This is a genomic window from Inediibacterium massiliense (genome assembly GCF_001282725.1).
In the GTDB taxonomy this organism is placed as follows: Bacteria; Bacillota; Clostridia; order Peptostreptococcales; family Thermotaleaceae; genus Anaerophilus; species Anaerophilus massiliensis.
The window spans coordinates 895,180-917,162 of record NZ_LN876586.1; the positions used below are offsets into that span (position 1 = coordinate 895,180).

At 30.0% G+C, this 21,983-nt stretch carries 26 protein-coding genes and 1 other annotated feature; of the genes, 17 read left to right on the forward strand and 9 right to left on the reverse strand.

Annotated features, from left to right (window positions below; translation table 11 throughout):
• Together BN2409_RS08005 and BN2409_RS08010 are read right to left on the reverse strand one after the other, a co-directional pair.
• On the reverse strand, positions 1-852 hold the full coding sequence (locus BN2409_RS08005; RefSeq protein WP_053956101.1) for a serine hydrolase: 852 nt from the start codon (positions 850-852) through the stop codon (positions 1-3).
• Complete coding sequence (locus tag BN2409_RS08010) at positions 849-1,763, reverse strand: S66 peptidase family protein (protein WP_053956102.1); 915 nt, start codon at positions 1,761-1,763, stop codon at positions 849-851. Before BN2409_RS08010 ends, BN2409_RS08005 begins: the two co-directional genes overlap by 4 nt.
• A 185-nt stretch (positions 1,764-1,948) precedes the next feature.
• On the opposite strand from BN2409_RS08010, the gene BN2409_RS08015 reads away from it, so the two are divergent.
• Positions 1,949-2,575, forward strand: a complete 627-nt coding sequence (locus BN2409_RS08015) for an MBL fold metallo-hydrolase (protein ID WP_053956103.1) — start codon at positions 1,949-1,951, stop codon at positions 2,573-2,575.
• A gap of 64 nt (positions 2,576-2,639) precedes the next feature.
• Positions 2,640-2,816, forward strand: coding sequence for a hypothetical protein (locus BN2409_RS17185; RefSeq protein WP_199872959.1), 177 nt, complete (start codon positions 2,640-2,642; stop codon positions 2,814-2,816).
• 60 nt (positions 2,817-2,876) lie between these two features.
• Here the strand turns inward: BN2409_RS17185 and BN2409_RS08020 are convergent, their stop codons facing one another.
• A complete protein-coding gene (locus tag BN2409_RS08020; protein WP_330375402.1) occupies positions 2,877-3,881 on the reverse strand; it encodes an ABC transporter substrate-binding protein in 1,005 nt (334 codons plus the stop codon).
• 118 nt (positions 3,882-3,999) lie between these two features.
• Positions 4,000-4,206, reverse strand: a complete 207-nt coding sequence (locus BN2409_RS08025; RefSeq protein ID WP_053956105.1) for a hypothetical protein — start codon at positions 4,204-4,206, stop codon at positions 4,000-4,002.
• Between the two features lie 233 nt (positions 4,207-4,439).
• Here BN2409_RS08025 and BN2409_RS17190 point away from each other — a divergent pair, with 233 nt between their 5' ends.
• Positions 4,440-4,589: a hypothetical protein gene (locus BN2409_RS17190; protein WP_199872960.1), complete on the forward strand. Its 150-nt coding sequence runs from the start codon at positions 4,440-4,442 to the stop codon at positions 4,587-4,589.
• Here BN2409_RS17190 and BN2409_RS08030 read toward each other — a convergent pair.
• A complete protein-coding gene (locus BN2409_RS08030; protein ID WP_053956106.1) occupies positions 4,586-4,987 on the reverse strand; it encodes a hypothetical protein in 402 nt (133 codons plus the stop codon). The two genes, BN2409_RS17190 and BN2409_RS08030, sit on opposite strands and share 4 nt — an antisense overlap.
• Positions 4,988-5,104: 117 nt before the next feature.
• Here BN2409_RS08030 and BN2409_RS08035 point away from each other — a divergent pair, with 117 nt between their 5' ends.
• The 12 genes from BN2409_RS08035 to BN2409_RS08090 all read left to right on the forward strand — a co-directional run bounded on the left by BN2409_RS08035 (position 5,105) and on the right by BN2409_RS08090 (position 18,482).
• Complete coding sequence (locus BN2409_RS08035; RefSeq protein WP_053956107.1) at positions 5,105-5,449, forward strand: hypothetical protein; 345 nt, start codon at positions 5,105-5,107, stop codon at positions 5,447-5,449.
• 61 nt (positions 5,450-5,510) lie between these two features.
• Positions 5,511-5,723 (forward strand) — a binding site (T-box leader).
• Between the two features lie 47 nt (positions 5,724-5,770).
• Positions 5,771-8,431, forward strand: coding sequence for a valine--tRNA ligase (locus tag BN2409_RS08040; protein WP_053956108.1), 2,661 nt, complete (start codon positions 5,771-5,773; stop codon positions 8,429-8,431).
• Positions 8,432-8,477: 46 nt separating this feature from the next.
• Entirely contained in the window at positions 8,478-9,767 is a 1,290-nt protein-coding gene (locus tag BN2409_RS08045) for a bifunctional folylpolyglutamate synthase/dihydrofolate synthase (protein ID WP_053956109.1), read from the forward strand.
• A 5-nt stretch (positions 9,768-9,772) separates the two neighbouring features.
• Positions 9,773-11,653 (forward strand): sigma-54 interaction domain-containing protein, encoded by a 1,881-nt coding sequence (locus tag BN2409_RS08050; RefSeq protein WP_053956110.1) that lies wholly within the window; start codon positions 9,773-9,775, stop codon positions 11,651-11,653.
• 160 nt (positions 11,654-11,813) lie between these two features.
• Positions 11,814-13,097, forward strand: a complete 1,284-nt coding sequence (lysA, locus tag BN2409_RS08055; protein ID WP_199872961.1) for a diaminopimelate decarboxylase — start codon at positions 11,814-11,816, stop codon at positions 13,095-13,097.
• A gap of 26 nt (positions 13,098-13,123) precedes the next feature.
• On the forward strand, positions 13,124-13,744 hold the full coding sequence (locus BN2409_RS08060; RefSeq protein ID WP_053956112.1) for a nucleoside recognition domain-containing protein: 621 nt from the start codon (positions 13,124-13,126) through the stop codon (positions 13,742-13,744).
• 18 nt (positions 13,745-13,762) lie between these two features.
• Positions 13,763-14,299: a spore maturation protein gene (locus BN2409_RS08065; protein WP_053956113.1), complete on the forward strand. Its 537-nt coding sequence runs from the start codon at positions 13,763-13,765 to the stop codon at positions 14,297-14,299.
• Positions 14,300-14,316: 17 nt separating this feature from the next.
• On the forward strand, positions 14,317-15,255 hold the full coding sequence (locus BN2409_RS08070; protein WP_053956114.1) for a dipeptidase: 939 nt from the start codon (positions 14,317-14,319) through the stop codon (positions 15,253-15,255).
• A gap of 38 nt (positions 15,256-15,293) precedes the next feature.
• A complete protein-coding gene (gene dacB, locus BN2409_RS08075; protein WP_053956115.1) occupies positions 15,294-16,427 on the forward strand; it encodes a D-alanyl-D-alanine carboxypeptidase/D-alanyl-D-alanine endopeptidase in 1,134 nt (377 codons plus the stop codon).
• Positions 16,423-16,794 carry a D-alanyl-D-alanine carboxypeptidase gene (locus tag BN2409_RS17640; protein ID WP_330375413.1) on the forward strand — a complete coding sequence of 124 codons (372 nt, stop codon included), beginning with the start codon at positions 16,423-16,425 and terminating at the stop codon, positions 16,792-16,794. Before dacB ends, BN2409_RS17640 begins: the two co-directional genes overlap by 5 nt.
• Before the next feature lie 161 nt (positions 16,795-16,955).
• The gene (locus BN2409_RS08085; RefSeq protein ID WP_053956117.1) at positions 16,956-18,218 is read left to right on the forward strand and encodes a dicarboxylate/amino acid:cation symporter; all 1,263 of its coding nucleotides are present in this window, start codon (positions 16,956-16,958) and stop codon (positions 18,216-18,218) included.
• A gap of 57 nt (positions 18,219-18,275) precedes the next feature.
• The gene (locus tag BN2409_RS08090) at positions 18,276-18,482 is read left to right on the forward strand and encodes a hypothetical protein (protein ID WP_053956118.1); all 207 of its coding nucleotides are present in this window, start codon (positions 18,276-18,278) and stop codon (positions 18,480-18,482) included.
• 55 nt (positions 18,483-18,537) lie between these two features.
• Here BN2409_RS08090 and BN2409_RS08095 read toward each other — a convergent pair whose 3' ends face one another.
• Entirely contained in the window at positions 18,538-18,789 is a 252-nt protein-coding gene (locus BN2409_RS08095) for a TIGR03905 family TSCPD domain-containing protein (protein ID WP_053956119.1), read from the reverse strand.
• Between the two features lie 147 nt (positions 18,790-18,936).
• Between BN2409_RS08095 and BN2409_RS08100 the strand changes: the two genes are divergently transcribed.
• Positions 18,937-19,878 carry a YncE family protein gene (locus BN2409_RS08100; protein WP_053956120.1) on the forward strand — a complete coding sequence of 314 codons (942 nt, stop codon included), beginning with the start codon at positions 18,937-18,939 and terminating at the stop codon, positions 19,876-19,878.
• A gap of 31 nt (positions 19,879-19,909) precedes the next feature.
• Here BN2409_RS08100 and BN2409_RS08105 read toward each other — a convergent pair whose 3' ends face one another.
• Positions 19,910-20,440 carry a DUF4364 family protein gene (locus tag BN2409_RS08105; RefSeq protein WP_053956121.1) on the reverse strand — a complete coding sequence of 177 codons (531 nt, stop codon included), beginning with the start codon at positions 20,438-20,440 and terminating at the stop codon, positions 19,910-19,912.
• Between the two features lie 113 nt (positions 20,441-20,553).
• A complete protein-coding gene (locus BN2409_RS08110; RefSeq protein ID WP_053956122.1) occupies positions 20,554-20,757 on the reverse strand; it encodes an alpha/beta-type small acid-soluble spore protein in 204 nt (67 codons plus the stop codon).
• A gap of 222 nt (positions 20,758-20,979) precedes the next feature.
• Here BN2409_RS08110 and BN2409_RS08115 point away from each other — a divergent pair, with 222 nt between their 5' ends.
• The gene (locus BN2409_RS08115; RefSeq protein WP_053956123.1) at positions 20,980-21,669 is read left to right on the forward strand and encodes a 4Fe-4S double cluster binding domain-containing protein; all 690 of its coding nucleotides are present in this window, start codon (positions 20,980-20,982) and stop codon (positions 21,667-21,669) included.
• A gap of 15 nt (positions 21,670-21,684) precedes the next feature.
• Here the strand turns inward: BN2409_RS08115 and BN2409_RS08120 are convergent, their stop codons facing one another.
• A complete protein-coding gene (locus tag BN2409_RS08120; protein ID WP_053956124.1) occupies positions 21,685-21,873 on the reverse strand; it encodes a hypothetical protein in 189 nt (62 codons plus the stop codon).
• Between the last annotated feature and the right edge of the window lie 110 nt (positions 21,874-21,983).

A 21,983-nucleotide genomic window follows, 5' to 3' on the forward strand; every position in this document is an offset into this window, starting at 1 on the left:
TTATGAATTAAAATAATCAAATATGATTTTTCCTATTTTTTGCTGTATAGATATTCCAAGTCCATGATCAGAAAGTTCATCTGTAAGACATACAATAATAATTTTTTTGTCTTTAAGGGTGAGTATACCTGCGTCATGAATGACTCCATTGATTTCTCCAGTTTTGTGTGCAAAAGGAATATAAATTTGGTCAAAGTTTGATGCATGTTCATTACATTTTGAGCAGGTAGTTTTATGGCCTAAATACTCATGACAATTGCCACATAAAACCAAATGATGAGATATTCTATCGTTATATTGTTGATTGGAAAGGATATGAAGTCCTATATTTGCCATAGCTTGATTTAGATTTTTGCATATTAAAAATTCTTCTAATAATATTCCTAAATCTTTAGCAGTAGTATAACTATAACTATTAGAATCAGAAATCATAAGCTTTCGTGCGAAAAAAGTATTTTGAAGCTTTAAATTTTTTATAGACCCATTGATATGATCTTTACCTAAAAGATCATGAAGGATATTTGTAGCCACATTATCACTGACATCAATCATTAAAGTTAGTAAATCTTTTAATGTAACTTCAAGTCCAATATGCATAAGTTTTAATATGCCAGAGCCATCTACTATATCAGATGATTTTAATTGATATGTATCATTTAAGCTTAATTTTTTATTTTGTATTTGAAGTAAAGCATCATATAAAATAGGAAGTTTTATAGTACTTGCTGCATGAAATTTTCTATTTTCATGAATTTCTATCACTTCATGGGTAGAACAATCCTTAATATATACTCCTTTATGGCCATCTATAGAATTTATAATATTTTCTATTTTATTTTTTAAATTTTTCATGCTTTATTCCTTTTGATGATGATTTTTTTATTTGTTGCATCTAATTCACAAACCATTCCAAGAGGAAGGGTAATGGTGGGTTCACAATGGCCAGATTTGAAATTATATATAGTAGGTTTATTGAAAGGTTCAATGATCATTTTGAGTACTTCAAGTAAAGTAAATCCATCTTCATCATTACAATTATTAAAATCACCCAATATAAAACCTTCACAATCTTGTAATTTACCTGCTAAATAAAGCTGAGTCAACATTCTGTCAATTTTAAAAGGTGGTTCAGCTACATCTTCTATAAAAAGAATTTTTCCTTTTGTTTGAATTTCATAAGGAGTTCCTAGCGTAGATGTGATCAAACATAAATTTCCACCTACTAAAGTTCCTTTTGCAAATCCATCTACCATAGTTTTTAGCTCCTCATTTGGTGGATTTTGTAAAATAATATCATCATCACTACTCATAACTTCGAAAAATGATTTTTTAGTAAATTCATTAAAATTAAGCATATTAGAAAAAACCATAGGACCATGATAAGTAACTAAATTTGCCATTTGATTGAATAGAAGATGCAATGCAGTGATATCAGAATATCCAACAAATATCTTAGGATTTTGTTTAATGACATCTATATGAATTTTATCCATCATACGCATACAGCCGTATCCACCTCGAATACATATGATTCCATCTATATCTTGATCCATAAACATATCATTCACATCTTTGGCTCTAATATGATCTTTACCAGCCAAATATCCTCCAAAGGATAAAAAGCAGCTTTCTCCCATCTTTACTTTAAATCCCATTTCTTCTAAAACACATTTTGCTTGGTAAGCTTTTTCTTTTGGTACGGGTCCTGCTGGAGCGACAACTCCTATAGTATCTCCAATTTTTAATTTTTTTGGAATGATCATATAAAACTCCCCCTTCATGTTTATTTAAAATCAAAAGTGAGTGATTTTATTATATATCTATGATACTTGATATAAATGCAAAAGTCATACCAAATGATAGAGGGGATTTGTAGAGTTTGATCTATATTGACATAGATCTTTGGGAAAAATATAATAAAGTCTAAAAGAACAAAAGGAGATTTTTTATGAAAATAGAAAGATTAGTAGTAGGATCATTGCAAACAAATGGATATATTCTTTATGATGAGAAGAGCAAGGAAGCTTTTATTATTGATCCAGGAGATGAAGCATCAAAATTTTTAAATTATATAGAAAAATATGGATTGAATCCTATAGGAATTATTTTAACACATTATCATCATGATCATATAGGAGCTGTAAGTTCTATTCAAAAAAAATGTCATATACCTATTTTTATACATAAAGATGATGTAGAGGGACTTAAAAATCCATATTTGAATTATTCAGAGGATATATCTATTACCCCTAATAAAATCGTAAAAGATAAGGATGAAATAAAAGGAAGAAATATTATTTTAGAAGTGATTCATACACCAGGACATACACCAGGAGGCATTTGTTTAAAAGTAAAAAATGAAAATATTATTTTTACAGGAGATACTATTTTTAATATAGATATTGGTAGAACTGATTTGGCAGGATCAGATCCTTATGCTATGCTAGATTCTATGAAAAATAAAATATCTAAATGGGAAGATGATATAGTCATTTATCCAGGGCATGGAGAGAAGGCTACCATGAGTTTTGTCAGAAAAAATAATATGGAATATATTTATGCAATAACCAGATAAAAAATTTTATCTGGTTATTTAATTTTATATAAAATAGGAATACTAAAAAAGAGGAGGGATAGTGATGGACAAAAAATATGTGATTCAAACAGATCAAAGCATATCTAAGCCTATGAGTAGACAAGAAGCTATCAAACAAGTAAGAAAATATGACAAAGAAGGAATAAATGCTTATATTGTTTCACAAGCAGAAGGTGAAAGAATTAAAGATTCTCATTTTCATACACCAAAATGGAGCTAAATATAAAAGAGGTTCTTTCTTATAAAAGAAAGAACCTTCATTGGGAGGATTTAAATTTGTTTATTTTAAGCTTTCCATAGATTGTTGTGCAAAGCCTGTATTTACAATTTTGTCATAAGGAGCTCTTTGATCTAATTCACCAGCTAATTCGATAATATCCATCATATGATTTAAACCTTCTTCAGTTAAAATTAAATCAGGTTTCCAAGTATCTTGATCCTTATATCTTTTTGCTACTTTTGTAAGTATTTCTAAATCTGCATCAGGAAATTGGGAAGCAACGGATTTTGCAATTTCTTCTGGAGAATGGCTTTCTACCCATTTCATCCCTTTATAGATAGCATTTGTAAACTTTTGAATGGTTTCTGGATTTTTTTCAATAAAGCTTTTCTTTGCACTATAGCAGGTATAAGGAAGGTATCCAGCAGCTTCGCCTATAGATGCTACAATATATCCAGCTTTTTCTTTTTCTAAAGAAGATGCAACAGGTTCAAACAAAGTAACAAAATCTCCTTCTCCTCCAGTAAAAGCTCCAGCCATAACTGCAAATTGAATATCGGTTCTTACATTGACATTTTCTTGAGGATATACATTGTTTTTTTTGAGTACATATTCTAGTGTCATTTCAGGCATACCGCCTTTTCTTCCTCCAATAATGGTCCTACCTTCTACATCTTCAAATTTAAAGTTAGGCATAGGTTCTCTTGCTACTAAAAAAGAACCGTCTCTTTGTGTAAGTTGTGCAAAGTTTACAGCATAATCTTCTTTTCCTTGATTGTATACATAAACGGATGCTTCAGGTCCCATAAATCCTATGTCTACTTGATCAGATAATAAAGCAGTCATAGTTTTGTCAGCACCTTGACCGTTAATAAGCTCTATATCTAATCCTTCTTCTTTAAAGAAACCTTCTGTAATGGCTACATATTGAGGTGCATAAAAAACAGAATGAGTTACTTCTGCTACTCTAACCTTTGTTAAAGCTTTTTCTCCACAGCCAGTAAACACAATTGAGATTAGCATGACTAGAACAAGGAGAAATGCTGTTTTCCTAAAAAGTTTCATCATCATACCTCCATGACCAATAATTTTATATAATTTTATTATATGCATCATGAAATGAATGGTTCCTTTATACAATTCCTAAAGAATAAAAAAATACTGAGGAATATTTCTCAGTATTTTAGAAAGTTATAAATCCTAATAAATTAGCCAAGCTTGTTACTAGTAGAAAAATACCTATTAAAAGATAAACTATAGTTGCTCCACCATCACCTAGAAATCTTCTTAAGTTTTTTGCTTTACGACTTTCCCAATAAAAGGGAGGTTTTAAAAGAGTGCAGATGATTGTGAATATAGAAACTAATAAAATTAATATAGACATTCCCATAAATATGCTCCTTTTTAATTTGTAAAATACATAAAAATTTTATCATAAAAAAGGTGAAAATACTATAGGGTTATAGGAAGAATAATATTTAATGAAAATAAAAAAATAGAAAATATTCAAAAAATCTAGAAAAAAAGGTAAAAACCATAAATAAAAGTATAAAAGGAATAAATTAAGGATATTATGAATATGATGAGAAACAGATAAAAAATTATATAATGGAGGCGAAAAAAGTGGAAGAAATGCTTGTAAATATGGTAATAGATTTTATTGATTTGTGTGATGATTTATTGTCAAAAGGAAAAATTTCAGAACAAACTTATATAGAGTGCACAAAAATGAAGTTGGATTTTTTAGAAAATATGACAGCAAAGCAAAGTTAAATATTAGGATAAAAATAATGTATGATTAGCAATAAAGAAAAAATAAGAATACACAAAAGAAAAACATATCCTAAGAGATAATATAAAGTAATTCCTTCATAAAGACAAGCAGTCATAAGCAGTATGACCCATAGGAGTCCTAAAATTTTTAATATAGAATGTATATGATCAAAACGTACTAATATAAAATAAGCAGTATGAAAAAGTAGCCATAGGAATAATATAAATCCCATAATGCCAAGGACAATCCCTAATATAGAATGATTAGCTATACGATAGATCCATGAAGTTTCATAATAATAAAATACAGAAGTATTTGATGTGAGTATTCGGCTTCCTATACTGCATAAAAAAGCCAATATAAGTGTACATAAATAAAATGGGTATTGTTTTTTCATAAAAATCCCCCTTAGTTCTATTTGTGTATATTATGAATAAATGTAAAAAAATATTATTAAATGGATAGACTAAGAATATAACTATAATAGAAAATGTTATAAAAAGGTGGGGTTTTTATGGATTACAATATTAAGATAGAAGAAGGAAAGCATAGATATGGTTATATGAAAGGGATTGTAGATCGTTTTCGATGGTATGCATTAGTTCATAAAGAAGAAACAGAGCATGGGATTGATCCTATGAATTTAGAAAGTGGATGGGGAAGGATTACAAGACTGTGTGTCTATAAGGATGTAGTAGAATTTGGAGGAAGTCCCTATGCTCCTACTAGAAATGTACGACGATATATTTATGCAAATTACAAAAGAGAGTGGGATATATTGAGTACAAACCACATCCCTATGATTAAAGAGCTGATTAACTATTTAGAAAGAATATATTCTCTAAAATTGGTAAAATAAAAATAAAGTACATATTGACTTTTATCTTAAATGATATATAATTAATGAAAAAATACTATAAGAATAGACATTGAAGAAGAGGAGTAAATAAATAACCCCCTCTAGAGAAAGAAATCCAAAGGCTGGAAGGTTTCTTAGGGGAGTATTATTGAAGGTAGCTTCTGAGTTACTAAACTGAAATTAAAGTAGGTTTAGTCGGGATATCCCGTTATAGATACAAAAGAGCCAATTTTGGAATTAAGGTGGTACCGCGAAAGTCCCTTTCGTCCTTACAAGGATGATAGGGGCTTTTTTATGAATATTTTAAAAAGGAGTGTTTTTATGACAGTAAAAAACCTTGATAAAACATATAATCCTCAAGAATTTGAAAAAAGAATTTATGAGGATTGGATGGAAAAAGGATATTTTAAGGCCAATGTAAATAAAGAAAAAGAACCTTTCGCTATTGTACTTCCACCTCCTAATATTACAGGACAGCTTCATATGGGACATGCATTAGATCATACATTACAAGATATATTGATTCGTTATAAAAGAATGCAAGGATATGAAGCATTATGGCTTCCAGGAACAGATCATGCAAGTATTGCAACAGAAGTAAAAGTAGTAGAAAAGATTATGAAAGAAGAAGGAAAAACAAAAGAAGAAATAGGAAGAGATGAATTTTTAAAAAGAGCATGGGAATGGAAAGAAGAATATGGTGGAAGAATTGTAGAGCAAATGAAAAAAATAGGAAACTCATGCGATTGGTCTAGAGAAAGATTTACTATGGATGAAGGATGTAATGAGGCAGTTACAGAGGTTTTCATAAAACTTTATGAAAAAGGGTATATTTATAGAGGAAATAGATTAATTAATTGGTGCCCAGATTGTAAAACTTCTCTTTCTGATGCAGAAGTAGAGCATGAAGAAAAACAAGGCCATTTTTGGCATATTAAGTATCTTGTGAAAGATTCAGAGGAGTATTTAGAAATTGCCACTACAAGACCTGAAACTATGCTTGGAGATACAGCAGTAGCAGTTCATCCAGAAGATGAAAGATATGCTCATTTAGTGGGTAAGACTTTGATTTTACCTATTGTAGGAAGAGAAATTCCAATCATTGCAGATGAATATGTAGACAAAGAATTTGGTACAGGAGCTGTAAAAATTACACCAGCTCATGATCCTAATGACTTTGAGGTAGGATTAAGACATAATCTAGAACAAATTACAGTAATGGACGATACTGCAAAGATGAATGAACATGCAGGAAAATATCAAGGAATGGATCGTTATGAATGTAGAAAAGCATTAGTAAAAGACTTAGAAGAAGCAGGATATTTAGTAAAAATAAAAGAACATGATCATAATGTAGGAGTTTGTTATAGATGTAATACAGTAGTAGAACCAAGACTTAGTGATCAATGGTTTGTAAAAATGGAAGAGATGGCAAAGCCAGCTATAGAAGCAGTAAAATCAGGAAAGACAAAATTTGTACCAGAAAGATTTGACAAAATTTATTATCATTGGCTTGAAAATATAAGAGATTGGTGTATTTCAAGACAATTGTGGTGGGGACATAGAATACCTGCTTATTATTGTGAGGATTGTGGGGAAGTGATGGTATCTAAGGAAGCTCCACAAAAATGTAGTAAATGTGGAAGTACTCACTTCAAACAAGATGAAGATGTATTAGATACTTGGTTTAGTTCTGCTCTTTGGCCATTTTCAACTTTAGGTTGGCCACATAATACAGAAGAATTAAAATATTTCTATCCTACAGATGTATTAGTAACAGGATATGATATTATTTTCTTCTGGGTGATTCGAATGATGTTTTCAGGACTTGAACAAATGGGAGATATTCCTTTTAAATATGTATTTGTTCATGGACTTGTAAGAGATTCTCAAGGAAGAAAAATGAGTAAATCATTAGGAAATGGAATTGATCCATTAGAAATTATCAATGAATACGGTGCAGATGCCTTAAGACTTACTTTAGCTTCTGGAAATAGCCCGGGAAATGATATGCGTTTTTATATAGAAAGAGTAGAAGCAAATAGAAATTTTGCAAACAAACTTTGGAATGCTACAAGATTTGTACTCATGAATTTAGATAAGGACCAATTTGACAAAGAAGAATGCCAAAAACATTTTACTCTTGCAGATAAATGGATTTTATCTAGAATGAATACAGTAGCAAAAGAAGTCACAGATAATCTAGATAAATTTGAACTGGGAATGGCAGTACAAAAGGTTTATGATTTTATTTGGAATGAATATTGTGATTGGTATATTGAAATTGTAAAACCAAGATTATATGGAGAAGAAAGAAATACAAAGGATTCAGCTTTATATACACTAACTTTTGTTTTAGAAAATATATTAAAATTGTTACATCCATTTATGCCTTTTATTACAGAAGAAATATGGGAATATATTCCTACTACCAAAGAGGAAAGTGTAATTATTGCTAAATGGCCACAAAATGATTCTACTCTTTCTTTTGAAAAAGAAGAAAAAGATATGGAACTGATTATGGATGCAATCAGAAGTATTAGAAATATTCGTGCTGAAATGAATGTAGTACCATCTAAAAAAGCAAAAGTAATTATAGTGGCAACAGATGATGCACATGATGCAATGAATAAAGGAAAAGAGTATTTTAAAACTCTAGCAAGTGCTTCAGATGTAATCATTCAAAAAGAGAAAAAGGATATTCCAGAGGATGCAATGTCTTCTGTAGTATTAGGAGCAGAAATTTATCTTCCATTAGATGAGTTGGTTGATTTTGAAAAAGAAATAGAGAGATTAGAAAAAGAAAAAGAAAAGCTTCAAAAAGAATTAGACAGAGTGAACAAAAAATTATCTAATCAAGGATTCTTAGGGAAGGCTCCAGCAGCTGTCATAGAAGAAGAGAAAGAAAAACAATCCAATTATCAGTCTATGATGGAAAAAGTATTAGAAAGATTAGAAACTATGAAAAATAAAATAAAATAAAATCTAGCCGGGTCATGCACCCGGCTTTATATAAAGGAGGGTGAAAATGAACTATCAATATGCTTTAGAATATATTCACGGTACATATAAATTTGGGAGCAAATTAGGACTTGAAAATATTACTGATTTGTTAAAATTAATGGAAAATCCACAGAAAAATTTGAAAGTCATTCATGTAGCTGGAACAAATGGAAAAGGATCTACTTGTAATTTTATTCATTCTATTTTAAAAGAAGCAGGATACAAGGTAGGTCTTTATACATCTCCCTATTTAGAAGAGTTCACAGAAAGAATACAAATTAATGGAATCAATATTCCCAAAAAAGAGCTAGGCGATATTACATCTTTTGTAAAAGAAAAAGTAGATATTATGGTAAGAGAAGGAAAAAATCATCCTACAGAATTTGAGATTGTAACAGCTATAGCTTTTGAATATTTTAAAAGAGAAAGTGTAGATTTTTTAGTTTTAGAGGTAGGTATGGGAGGAAGATTTGATGCAACCAATGTAGTAAATTCTTTAGTATCTGTCATTACTTCTATTGATTATGACCATATGGATTATTTAGGAGATACCCTAGATAAAATTGCTTATGAAAAAGCAGGGATTATCAAAGAAAATTCTATAGCAGTTATTTATCCCCAAGCTGTTGAGGCTATGAAAGTCATAGAGGAAGTTTGCAAAAAAAGAAATACAAAGCTTATCAAAGCTCCTATAGAGAATATAAAAATCATCAATCAAACAGAGGAAGGACAAAGTTTTGAAGTAGTTATAAATGATGAAATACAAAATATTTTTATATCTATGCTAGGAGATCATCAAATAAAAAATTCTACTTTAGCATTAAGTGTTATAAAAGTTTTAGAAGATGAATATCATATATCTATCTCGAAGAAAGCTTTGAATGAAGGCTTTAGAAAAGCCATATGGCCAGGAAGATTTGAAGTGATTCGGAAAAATCCTACATTTGTTATAGATGGAGCTCATAATGTAGCAGGAATGAATGCATTAAAAGAGGGAATTGAAAAATTTTTTAAAGATAAGAATATTATTTTAGGAATAGGGATTTTAGCAGATAAGGATGAAAAAATGCTAGATATAATCATTCCTCTAGCAAATAAAGTAGTGATTACAAAACCTAATAACCCAAGAGCATTGGAAGTAGAAAAGCTAGGCAAGAAAATAGAAAAATATAAGAAAGAGATATGGATAAAGGAAAATATAAAAGATGCTGTAGATACTTCTTTATCTATAGCCAATGAGAGAGATGTCATTGTTTTTGCAGGGTCTTTATATATGATTGGAGAAGTAAGAAGTATCTTAAAAATAAAAGGATGATCCATATGCTTAAAAATGAAAGATATATCAGAGAATTTACAGACTTAATGTCAGAGGGATTCATTTTTATTGATGAGGAAGGAAAAATCCGTATTTATAATAAAAAGGCAAAAGAAATATTTGGAATCCGTCATGAAGGTGGAATAGGACATAAAAAAGGTCGTATTCATATAGGAGATATAGTGATTATTGCTGACAATGCTTTGGGAAAAGATGATGGAGGACTTAGTTGTAAAGATTTAGAGAAAATAGGAATCTATGACGAAAAAATAGGATATAAAGGTGCGTTTATAGGAATCGGTGTATATGGAAAAAAGATTCGACCTATTTATAAATACGAAAAAAATGCTAAAGATATATTATCTGTAGATACTCATTTTCAAAATGTAAATATTCGTGTGCAAATCAATTTTATGAAAAAGTTTATGGATATTACGGTGAAAGATAAAAATTTTCAGCTTTCTTATATTCATTCTATGGGACATATGGTAGTACTAGATCAAGATACAAAAGAAGTAAAATTTTATCAAAAAGAAGGATATACAGCTAGAAAAGAATCTATTAAAGATTTACTTTTAGGAAAAGAGTTTAGAGAAAAAGGAGAAGATGCAAAAGAGCTAGATGTCATAGGAAAAGATATTTTTGAAATTCATGAAGGTGGAGATACCATCAAAGAATTTTATAAAGCTTCTAAGGGAATAGATATTCATTATAAAGATAAATTTACTCAAATTAATGGGTTTCCTACTTTGTGTACATTAGTTCCTATCACAGTACAAAATAAAAGAGTAGGGGCAGCTTTAAAAGTAGAAGATATATCAGCTCTTAAAAAGTTAATCAAAGAAAGAGATGAAGCTTTATTATCTATACAGCATATGGAAATGAAAATGAGAGAAGAAAAAGATAGTCAAGATTTATTTGCAGATATCTTAGGAGAGAGTGAAGTCATCAACAATGTGAAAAAATTAGCTTATAAAGCGTCTAAGTCTAATTCTACAGTTTTGCTTTTAGGAGAGAGTGGTACAGGAAAAACACTTTTAGCTAAGGCTATTCATGAGGCCAGTAAATATAAAGATAAACCTTTTGTTCATGTAAACTGTGCATCTATTCCAAAGGATCTTTTAGAAAGTGAATTGTTTGGATATGAAAAAGGAGCTTTTACAGGAGCGTGCACGAAAGGAAAACAAGGACTTTTTGAGGTAGCTTCAGGAGGTACTATTTTTTTAGATGAAATAGGAGAAATTGAATCTTTTATACAAGTAAAATTATTAAAGGTTTTGCAAAACAAGACTTTTTATAGAGTAGGAGGAACAGTAGAAAAAACGGCAAATGTAAGAATTATTGCTGCAACCAATAAAAATTTAGAAGAAGAAATGATAAAAGGAAGATTTAGAGAGGATCTTTATTATAGAATTAATGTTTTTCCTATTTGGCTGCCACCTCTTCAAGAAAGAAAACAAGATATTTATTTTTTAGTACAAGCTATTCTTCCTAAAATATGCAGAAGAATGGAATGTGAAGAAAAAATCATATCTGGAGAGGTATTATATAGATTAATGGAATATGAGTGGCCTGGAAATATCAGAGAACTTGAAAATGTATTAGAAAGAGCTGTGAATATTGCAGAAGGAAATATTATAGATGTATCTCATTTGTATTTAAATGTTTTAAATCATAAAAATGAAAATACAAAACATATAAAACCTTTAAAGGATTACATACAACAAGCAGAAAAGGATGCTATTATAAAAGCACTAAAATATTATGATTATGATCGCAATGAGGCTATGAGAGCATTAAAAATAGGAAAAACAAGCTTTTATGAGAAATTGAAAAAATATGGAATTCGTTCTTTCAGAAAAACGGAAAATGGTTCGCAAATATGAACTGCTCTTGGGCGTGTATATAGGGAAAGAATATCATATAGAATGAGTAAGTTCAAAAATACGGAAAAGTTAATGAAATGTTTAGAAAAATCAATGAATTGCAATGGCATGATTCTTGCTCATTTACTATATAAACTGGAAATGAGGAAGGAGAAAAATGATGAGTAATATAAACGTAGAAAATAAACATTTTGTATTTGGTGGATGTGATATGGTTGAAATAGCAAAACAATACAAAACTCCTTTGTATGTTTTATCAAAAGATATAATTGATGAAAGAATATATGAAATCAAAAAAGATTTTTTACAAAAATATTCTAATACAAGAGCAGTTTATGCAAGTAAAGCTTTTTTAACTCTAGAAATGTGTAGAATTCTAAAAAAAGAAGGAATAGGAATAGATGTTGTTTCAGGAGGAGAATTGTATACTGCTATAAAAGCAGATTTTCCAATGGAAAATGTAATTTTTCATGGAAACAATAAAACTTTAGATGAAATTGAATTTGCGGTAAAAAGCCGTGTAGGAAGAATTGTAGTAGATAATTTTTATGAATTAGAAATGATCGAGAAGGTAGCAAAGGATTTGGGAGAAAAAGTAAAAATACTATTTAGAATTACTCCAGGAGTAGATAGTCATACTCATAAATTTATTTCTACAGGTCAAGTAGATTCTAAATTTGGAATTCCTTTAGTAGAAGAAATTCTTCATAAAGGAATTATAAAAGTTCAAAAATCATTAAACGTTGAACTAAGAGGGTTTCATTTTCATGTAGGAAGTCAATTATTTGAGAATACTTCCCACATAAAAGCATTAGACATATTAATGAGACTCATAAAAGAAGTAAAAGATACGGTAGGATTTGAAACAAAAGAATTAAATATTGGAGGAGGCTTTGGAATATATTATAAGGAAGGAGATGATCCTAAACCGTTACAATATTTTATAGATCCTATTATGAAGGATCTACAAGATAGGTGTACAGAACTAAATCTTTTCGTTCCACAAGTCATTATAGAACCTGGAAGATGGATTGTAGGAGAAGCAGGGATTACCTTATATACTATAGGTTCTATTAAAAATATTCCAGGGGTTAGAACTTATGTAGGAATTGACGGAGGAATGCCTGATAATCCTAGACCAGCATTATATGATGCACAATATGAAGGAGTAATTGCTAATAAAATGGATCTACCTAAAAGTAAAGTGGTCACTATTGCAGGAAAGTGTTGTGAATCAGGAGACATATTGATATGGGATTTAAAGGTACCTATTTTAGAATCAGGAGATATTTTAGCTGTGAAAAGTACAGGAGCTTATAATTATTCTATGGCAAGCAATTATAACAAGCTTCCAAGACCAGCTGTGGTTATGGTTGGTAAAGGAGAGAACCAATTAATTGTAAAAAGAGAAACATATGATGATTTAATAAGCAGAGATATATAAAAAAATATTAAAAAGGGGGAAAGAAAATGATCAATATCATTTGGTTAGGGTTAGTCGTGATAGGTATTGTGGTAGGCGTGATCAATGGTAATATTGAAGCGGTAACAGAAGCTGCTATTAATTCTGCGAATACAGGAGTGGAGTTATCTTTGGGGATGATTGGAATTATGGCACTTTGGCTTGGAATTATGAAAATAGCAGAGGAAAGTGGATTGATACAACTATTAGCTAGGGGATTAAGACCAATAACCGTTAAATTATTTCCTGATGTACCTCCGGATCATCCTGCAATGGGAGCTATTATTTTAAATATTGCAGCAAACATATTAGGACTTGGAAATGCAGCTACACCATTAGGACTGAAGGCTATGGAGGAACTTCAAAAATTAAATGAAGAAAAAGATACAGCTACAAATGCCATGTGTACATTTTTAGCTATTAATACATCATCTGTTACTTTAATACCTTCTGATACAATGGCTATTTTAGTAGCTGTGGGAGCAACAGGTACCCAAGTTACAGGAATTATTGGACCATCTATTATTGCTACTACTGCCTCTACTATTGTTGCTATTATTGCTACTAGATTACTTCAGAATGCAGGGCCATTTAAAATGAAATCCAATAAAGTGAAAAATATGGATTAGTAAAAAGGGGGAGAAGGTATGTTTATAAACATTCTTAGTGTAATTTCAAAATACGCAGTGCCATTTATGTTGATAACTATTCCTTTATATGGATATTTTAAAAAAGTTAAAGTGTATGAAGCATTTACAGATGGAGCGAAGGAAGGATTTACAACTGCCGTAAGGATTATTCCTTATTTGGTAGCTATGTTAGTTGGAATTGGTATATTTAGAGCATCTGGAGCCATGGATGGTTTAACAAAAATACTTAGTCCAGTGACAAATCTTTTAGGTATTCCTGGAGAAGTACTTCCTATGGCATTTATGAGACCTCTATCTGGAGGAGGAGCACAGGGGATATTAGGAGATCTTCTTAAAACTTACGGACCAGATTCTATGATAGGACATATTGCATCTGTTATGATGGGATCTACAGAAACTACTTTTTATGTGATTGCCGTTTATTTTGGAGCTGTTGCTATTAAAAATACAAGGCACGCTATTCCAGCAGGACTTTTAGCAGACTTAGCAGGGTTTATAACAGCAGTGGTAGTATGTAAAATTTTCTTTGCATAAAAAATGGAGGCCATATTATGAGAGTGATTGACTTGCATTGTGATACCATACTTCGATTAATGGAAGATAAAGAAAGCTTGGAATTAAAAAGAAATCTGTACAGTATAGATATTGAAAAATTAAAAAAAGCAAATTCTATGGCTCAATTTTTTGCATTATATATAGATTTAAAAGGAGAAGGTCCACTAGAAAATGCTCTAGAAATGTTAGATAAATTTTACATAGAGATGAACAAAAATAAAGATAGTATTTGTATTGCAAAAAATTATGAAGAGTTAATGAAAAATGAAAAAGAAGGAAAAATTTCTGCATTTTTAACAATTGAAGAAGGAGGAGCACTAAAGGGAAAAATTCATCATCTGAAAAATTTTTATAGATTAGGAGTTCGTTTGATTACTCTTACATGGAATTATCCTAATGAAATAGGGTACCCAAGTGCAGGAGGAGTATATCAAGACCAATGCCTTACAAAATTTGGAGAAGAAGTAGTTTATGAAATGAATAGATTAGGTATGTTGATAGACGTTTCTCATTTATCAGATGGTGGATTTTATCATGTTTCTAAACTCTCTAAAAAGCCTTTTATTGCATCTCATTCTAATGCTAGATCCATTAAAAATCATACTAGAAATCTAACAGATCATATGATTCAAATTCTAGCAAATAAAGGGGGAGTCATTGGAATTAATTTTGAAAAAGAATTTTTAGGAGAAGGATCTATGAGTAAAGTAGAGGATATGGTTGCTCATATTAAACATATTAAAAATATTGGAGGAATAGATGTTTTATCTATAGGAACAGACTTTGATGGCATTAGTGATGGATTAGAAATTTCTAATATGGGAGAAATTCATAAATTAATACATGGATTGCAGAAAAATAATTTTTCAGAAGAAGAAATTGAAAAAATTTTTTATAAAAATTCTTTAAGGGTGATTCAAGAAGTTTTAGGATAAGGTGTATATGAAATATTGCTTAGTAAGGAGGTTGTAATGTGATCGGAAGAAAAAAAACATTATGTAAAAGTATGTGGATTCTATTTTTAATTGTAACGCTGATTTTTCCTACCTTGACTTATGCAGATAGCAATACGGATGCAAATATCTCTCGAGAGTTTTCTGAAAATATAAAACAAATTTTAAATTCTGAAATATATAATGGAGCTATAGGAAGTATTGTAATACGATCAGCTGAAACTGGAGAAATCATTTTTTCTTATAATGAAGATATTCGACTTAATCCAGCATCAAATTTAAAATTAATTACGGGTGCAGCTGCTTTAGATACATTAGGAAAAGACTATAGATGGAGTACACAGCTGTATACAGATGGTATTCAAATTGACAGTACTTTAAAAGGAAATTTGTATCTAAAAGGTACAGGCGATCCTACTATGTTAAAAAAAGATTATGAATTTCTTGTGAATGAATTAGTAAGTAAGGGAATGAAAGAAATTGAAGGGAACTTGATCTTAGATGATACTTACTTTGATCATGTAAGGTTAAGTAATGATATGGAATGGGGAGATGAACCATATGATTATGGGGCTCAGATATCAGCTTTAACGATTTCACCAGATGAAGATTATAATGCAGGAACAGTTTTAGTAACTGTAAAGGCAGGAGATCAAATAGGTAGCTCAGTTAAGGCAGAAATCACGCCTAAAAATGACTATGTAACTATTGAAAATAAAGGAATCACTACAAAGAATGGAGAGCCTAATATTTCTGTGGAAAGAGAACATGGTACGAATAAAATTGTTATTACAGGAAGTATGCCTTTTCAAAAAAATATAGAAGAAAAAAATTATGTAAGTGTTTGGGAGCCTACTCAATTGGTAGGATGTATATTTTCTAATATTTTAAAAGAAAAGGGTATGAAGATAAATGGTAATGTATTGTATGAAAAAACTCCTAATCATGCAACTTTACTTGTACAAAAAAAATCTATGCCTTTATCAGAGTTAATGATTCCATTTGAGAAGTTAAGTAATAATGGTCATGCAGAAATTTTAGTAAAAACTATGGGGAAAATAAAATGTAATGAAGGAAGTTGGGATCATGGACTTAAAATTGTAAACGAGTATCTAAAAAAAAATAGGGATCAATATATCGACTATTTGCATTAAAGATGGTTCTGGACTCTCCAGACATGATTTGATTTCTACCAAAGAAATTTCTAAATTGTTATATGAGGTTCAAAATGAAGAATGGTTTGAAGAATTATTTCAATCTCTTCCTATCGCTGGAGTAGAAGAAAGAATGGTAGGTGGAACTCTTAGAAATAGAATGAAAAATACAAAAGCTTCTGGGAAAATTCATGCAAAGACGGGTTCGATGACTTCTGTTTCTGCTATTTCTGGATATGTTACAGAGGATGGAAAGAATAAATGGATTTTTTCAATTATTTCTAATAATTTTTTATCATCAGAGGATAAAAAATCTATGAAAGATATAGAGGATGAGATCATTATATCTTTATTAGAATTAAAGTAATATAGATACATATTTTATAAAGTTAAGAATGGAAGCTTAGAAAATTCTTAACTTTTTTTCATAATGAATAAAAAGAATAGGAATATATTGACTTACATGAAAAACTAATATTAAAATGAATAAAAGATCTATTCAAAAAAATAGTAAAGGAGGGCAATAAAATGGAGAATACACAAAAGCAGAGCTTATGGGAGGCTTATAGATTTCCTATTATTTTAATAGGCGCAATTATTTTAGGAAGTGTTTTAGGAATTGTTATGGGAGAAAAAGCAAATGTATTTAAACCATTAGGAGATATTTTTCTCAATGGTATGTTTACAATTGTGGTTCCATTAGTTTTTGTTACAATTAGTAGTGCTGTAGCGAATATGGCAAATATGAAAAGGTTAGGAAAAATATTGGGAAATTTATTTTTAGTATTTGCAATTACTGGACTGATTGCAGCATTTATTATGATTGTAGTTGTCAATGTATTTCCTCCAGCTCAAGGGGTACAATTAAAAATGGAGGCTGCACAAACCATTGAACCCTTTAAAACAGCAGATCAAATTGTAGCAGCCGTAACAGTACAAGACTTTCCAGATTTGATTTCTAGAAAGAATATGTTACCTTTGATTGTTTTTTCTATATTCTTTGGTATTTGTGTAAGCTTAGTAGGAGAAAAAGGAAAAGTTATTGCCAATGGACTCAATGTTTTATCTGAAGTATTTTTAAAAATGGTTTCAATCCTTATGTATTATGCACCTATTGGACTTGGAGCTTATTTTGCTTCTTTGATTGGTACCTTTGGACCAGAGCTATTAGGCTCTTATGCAAGAGCTATGGCTATTTATTATCCTATTTGTATTTTATATTTTTTTATTGCATTTACCGTATATGCTTATATTGCAGCAGGAAAGGAAGGAATTGGAACTTATTTTAGAGCTATTGTTTCTCCTGCAGTAACTTCTTTAGCTACTCAAAGTAGTATTGCAACTCTACCTGTAAATTTAGAGGCTTGTAAAAAAATAGGTGTGCCTAAAGATATTCGGGATATTGTACTACCTATGGGAGCCACTATGCATATGGACGGTACTTGTTTAAGTTCTATATTAAAAATTTCTTTTATGTTTGGAATTTTTGATATACCTTTTACAGGAATGGGAACTTATTTAAGTGCACTTTTATTATCTGTTTTAGGTGGAGTAGTTATGTCTGGTGTTCCTGGAGGAGGACTGATTGGAGAAATGTTAATTGTAAATATGTATGGTTTTCCTCCAGAAGCATTTCCTATTATTGCAACCATTGGATATTTAGTGGATCCTCCAGCTACTATGGTAAATGCTACAGGAGATACATTAGCAGCTATGCTTGTAACAAGAATGGTAGAGGGTAAAGATTGGATGCATAAAAAATTAACAGAAAAAGAAGATCGTTTATCTTAATATATAATAAAAAAATCCCCCTATTCATATAATAGAGTATATGAATGGGGGGATTTTATGAAAATATATAATTTTAGACCTTTTAAAAGGTTAAGTGATGAAGAATTGATACATAAGATGCATGATACTTTTGATCATTTAAAGGCAGATGATAGATATTATAAGGAAAAATTTACATTATGTGATCAATTAATAAGAGAAGCCAAAACAAGGAATATTTCTTGTTCTAAAGAAATGTTATACAAAAACTGTCTAAACAAATAAAGATTCTTTATCTAAAGAATCTTTATTTGTTTAGAAATGATCATTATTTTTTTATTTATGCAATTTGCTCCTTAAGAGCAAGAAGTGCTTTAGAAAATTGATCTGGACAAGATGTATTTTTATTTCCACAGCGAATACCACTAAGTTTTTTGATGGCTTCATCTATATCCATTCCTTGTACTAATCGACTAATGCCTTGCAAATTTCCGGAACATCCTCCTAAAAATTGTACATCTTTTATTTTATTGCTTTCTACTGAAAAATAAATTTCCTTTGCACAGACTCCTGTTGTTTGATAAGAATACATGACTAAACCTCCTATATATAATCTATAGAAGATAGTAATACATAAATCGTAAAAGGTCAATAGAAATCGTTCACAAGAAAAATTTCTATGCATAAGATGATATAAAGTAATGAAATCTTCAAAGAGGTGGATTTTAGGGGTGAAGGGATGGAGAGAAAATTAGAAAATACTGTTTTTGTTTTGAACATGGGAGAAGATACCATTTCAGTACTAGATTTATTCAGTAAAGCTCTATTATATAAAATTAGGTTGTATGAAGGCTTTTTCTATAAAGGAAAACAGCCTGTTTTTGGACCTCATGATGCGGATATAGATTATAATAGGAAATATCTTTATATAACCAATTCACATCATGGAAGCATTAGTATTGTGGATTTAATTCAGAATAAACTTGTAGATCAAGTATATGTAGGAAGTTGTCCAAGTCATATAGCCATATGTAAAAAAAATAAAATGATTTATGTATCCAATACAGACTCTAATTCTATTTCTGCTATTCATCTTGAAAAAAATAGTTTGATTACTCAAATTCCTGTAGGAACTATGCCTCATGATGTGAAGTTAAGTCATGATCAAAGAAAATTATATGTGACCAATGTAGATTCAAATACTATAACTATGATTGATACCATGAATAATGATGTAGAAAAAACCATATCTGTACATGAAAATCCTTATCATATTACTCTAAATAAAGACGGTAATCTTATATTTGTTGTAAGCACAAGCTTTTTAGCAATGGATCAAGGGAAAATTACTATTTTAGATAGTAAAGATATGAAAGTATTAGATGAAATACCAGTAGGAAAGATGCCTATTGAAGCTATCGTTGGAAAGGATGAGAATCTTTTATACATTACAGATGCAGAACTAGATGTAGTACATGTCTTAAATATTAAAACTCATAAAATTATAGATGAAATTCATGTAGGAAGAATGCCATCTAGTATAAAAAAAGATGAAAGAAATAAATTTTTATTTGTAGGGAATATACAAGATAATACTTTATCTATTATAGAAATAAAAACTTTAAAAGTTATAAAAAATATTTTGGTAGGAGTAGAACCTAGTGGTATTTTATGCACATAACCCCCTCGTTTAAATAAAATAACGTAGGGGGTTATGATTTGATCAAAAGACCAATAATGTCTCCATAAATATTGGGTGCTTCTTTTTTCCACTTTTCACAGATTTGCTTAGCGTGTTTATTAGAAACTACATTAAGCTTTAAATCAATGAGCATAATATTATTTTCGATGACTTTTAAATCCACTATATACTCATTTTCTCCATTCTTAGAATAATCTGCCATAACCTGCATTTCTTTTAGCAAAATCTGTTTCTTTTGTTCTATAGATTGATCTAATTGTTCAATTAAATCATTAGACAATCTATTTTTAAAATATTGTAAAGTCCGTCTTCCTTTTTCTGTTAAAACATAAAAAAAGTTATCTGAGTTTTTGCTGTATTCAAGCATTCCAGTATTGACTAATTCTCCTAAAAATTGTTGAAGTAAAAAGTAATTCATATAATCTTTTTCCATGACAAATTGTGTAATTTGTCCATTGGTTAAAGCCATGGAGAATTTATCAAATATGTACAATAAAATTAATTTGTGTTCTGCTAATTGTTTTGTGTTGTCATAAAACATATTCTCACCTACTTTATGAAAACATGGACTTTTCTATAATAATTATAGCATATTCTAAAGAAAATGGGAAAAATAAAAGGAGAAATGCTTAAGCACTTCTCCTTTTATTTTATTTATTTTCCAGCCATACTTCTTTCAGCAGCTTCTACAAGGCGTTTTGTCATGTATCCACCTACATAGCCGTTTTGTCTTGAAGTTAAAGTTCCCTTATCAATATTTTCATAATTAGCAAGTCCAAGTTCACTTGCAATCTCAGCTTTCATTTGATTTAATGCCATTCTTGCTTCTGGAACTACAGCTTTATTTCTGTTTGCCATTTGTATTCCCTCCCAAACGGTTGTTTTAATAGTTTTTTTAAAAAACATCTTATTAAGATGTTGTACTATTAATTTAACCAATTTTATAAAATATATGTTAGTATATTTTGTAATCATCTATAATTCATAGAGTAAATGGAAATAATAATATGCTTTTGAAAAAAATTCATTTGTATCAATAAAATATAAATCGTACAATGAAAGAAACAAAGGAGGAATTTCATGAATCAAACAGAAATATTAAGAGAAAAAATAAAAGAATGGGGAGCATCTAAAGTAGGGTTTGGATTCTTAGAAGATGTATTACCTAATGATTTAAAACATTTAAAAACAGGAATTTCTATTGGGATTCGATTGTCAGATGAAATTATTAGTCAAATCAAAGATGAACCTACTCACACATATTTTCATCACTATAGGACTGTCAATGCTTTTATAGATCAATTGACTTTAAAAATTTCTATGCACCTACAAAGTTTAGGATATTTAGCTATGGCAATACCAGCTTCTCAAAGTGTAAATATAGATGGAAAAGAATATAGTGGAATTTTTCAACACAGAACCGCAGCTACAAGAGCAGGTATTGGATGGATCGGCAAAAATGCTTGTTTGGTAACAGAAGAATTTGGCCCAAGGGTGAGACTTGGAACAGTCCTTACAAATATGGAATTAAATTATGATGATCCTATTACAAAGTCTCAGTGTGGAGCATGTACTAAATGCGTAAGAGCATGTCCGACATTGGCACTAAGAGGAGAACTATGGCATCCCAATATAGAAAGAAAGGAATTAATAGATGTAAGAGCATGTAGTACTCATATGCATAACCATTATCAGCACATAGGAAGAGGAGTAGTTTGTGGTATATGTATAAAGGTTTGTGAAAAAGGAAGCCATATTTTAAAAAGATAGGGTAGGAACCCTACCCTATGTGAGCTTTCTGTTCATTTTTACTTTTACATCTTTTCGAGTTCCATGTTGATGAGAACTTTCAAGCTGTGCTTTTTGAGATTTGGCTTCTCGTAAGAAATGTCTTTCTTCTGTTTTAAATGTTCTTCGTCCTAATTCTACACGATCACCTTTAATATTAGTGTATTGACTTCTAATAGTAGACAAAGAAAATCCTCCTTAAGAAGAAATTTTGAATGAATGAACATTCAAAATTAGTTTTTGTAATATTATAAAAAATATGAATGCCAGTATTTTTAAAAAATGCAAATTAAAAC

What these genes read in the sequence shown, in the direction of transcription:
- BN2409_RS08005 (WP_053956101.1), bottom strand. Translation starts at nt 852, where the DNA reads ATGAAAAATTTAAAAAATAAAATAGAAAATATTATAAATTCTATAGAT.
- BN2409_RS08010 (WP_053956102.1), bottom strand. Translation starts at nt 1,763, where the DNA reads ATGATCATTCCAAAAAAATTAAAAATTGGAGATACTATAGGAGTTGTC.
- BN2409_RS08015 (WP_053956103.1), top strand. Translation starts at nt 1,949, where the DNA reads ATGAAAATAGAAAGATTAGTAGTAGGATCATTGCAAACAAATGGATAT.
- BN2409_RS17185 (WP_199872959.1), top strand. Translation starts at nt 2,640, where the DNA reads ATGGACAAAAAATATGTGATTCAAACAGATCAAAGCATATCTAAGCCT.
- BN2409_RS08020 (WP_330375402.1), bottom strand. Translation starts at nt 3,881, where the DNA reads ATGAAACTTTTTAGGAAAACAGCATTTCTCCTTGTTCTAGTCATGCTA.
- BN2409_RS08025 (WP_053956105.1), bottom strand. Translation starts at nt 4,206, where the DNA reads ATGGGAATGTCTATATTAATTTTATTAGTTTCTATATTCACAATCATC.
- BN2409_RS08030 (WP_053956106.1), bottom strand. Translation starts at nt 4,987, where the DNA reads ATGAAAAAACAATACCCATTTTATTTATGTACACTTATATTGGCTTTT.
- BN2409_RS08035 (WP_053956107.1), top strand. Translation starts at nt 5,105, where the DNA reads ATGGATTACAATATTAAGATAGAAGAAGGAAAGCATAGATATGGTTAT.
- BN2409_RS08040 (WP_053956108.1), top strand. Translation starts at nt 5,771, where the DNA reads ATGACAGTAAAAAACCTTGATAAAACATATAATCCTCAAGAATTTGAA.
- BN2409_RS08045 (WP_053956109.1), top strand. Translation starts at nt 8,478, where the DNA reads ATGAACTATCAATATGCTTTAGAATATATTCACGGTACATATAAATTT.
- BN2409_RS08050 (WP_053956110.1), top strand. Translation starts at nt 9,773, where the DNA reads ATGCTTAAAAATGAAAGATATATCAGAGAATTTACAGACTTAATGTCA.
- lysA (WP_199872961.1), top strand. Translation starts at nt 11,814, where the DNA reads ATGAGTAATATAAACGTAGAAAATAAACATTTTGTATTTGGTGGATGT.
- BN2409_RS08060 (WP_053956112.1), top strand. Translation starts at nt 13,124, where the DNA reads ATGATCAATATCATTTGGTTAGGGTTAGTCGTGATAGGTATTGTGGTA.
- BN2409_RS08065 (WP_053956113.1), top strand. Translation starts at nt 13,763, where the DNA reads ATGTTTATAAACATTCTTAGTGTAATTTCAAAATACGCAGTGCCATTT.
- BN2409_RS08070 (WP_053956114.1), top strand. Translation starts at nt 14,317, where the DNA reads ATGAGAGTGATTGACTTGCATTGTGATACCATACTTCGATTAATGGAA.
- BN2409_RS08085 (WP_053956117.1), top strand. Translation starts at nt 16,956, where the DNA reads ATGGAGAATACACAAAAGCAGAGCTTATGGGAGGCTTATAGATTTCCT.
- BN2409_RS08090 (WP_053956118.1), top strand. Translation starts at nt 18,276, where the DNA reads ATGAAAATATATAATTTTAGACCTTTTAAAAGGTTAAGTGATGAAGAA.
- BN2409_RS08095 (WP_053956119.1), bottom strand. Translation starts at nt 18,789, where the DNA reads ATGTATTCTTATCAAACAACAGGAGTCTGTGCAAAGGAAATTTATTTT.
- BN2409_RS08100 (WP_053956120.1), top strand. Translation starts at nt 18,937, where the DNA reads ATGGAGAGAAAATTAGAAAATACTGTTTTTGTTTTGAACATGGGAGAA.
- BN2409_RS08105 (WP_053956121.1), bottom strand. Translation starts at nt 20,440, where the DNA reads ATGTTTTATGACAACACAAAACAATTAGCAGAACACAAATTAATTTTA.
- BN2409_RS08110 (WP_053956122.1), bottom strand. Translation starts at nt 20,757, where the DNA reads ATGGCAAACAGAAATAAAGCTGTAGTTCCAGAAGCAAGAATGGCATTA.
- BN2409_RS08115 (WP_053956123.1), top strand. Translation starts at nt 20,980, where the DNA reads ATGAATCAAACAGAAATATTAAGAGAAAAAATAAAAGAATGGGGAGCA.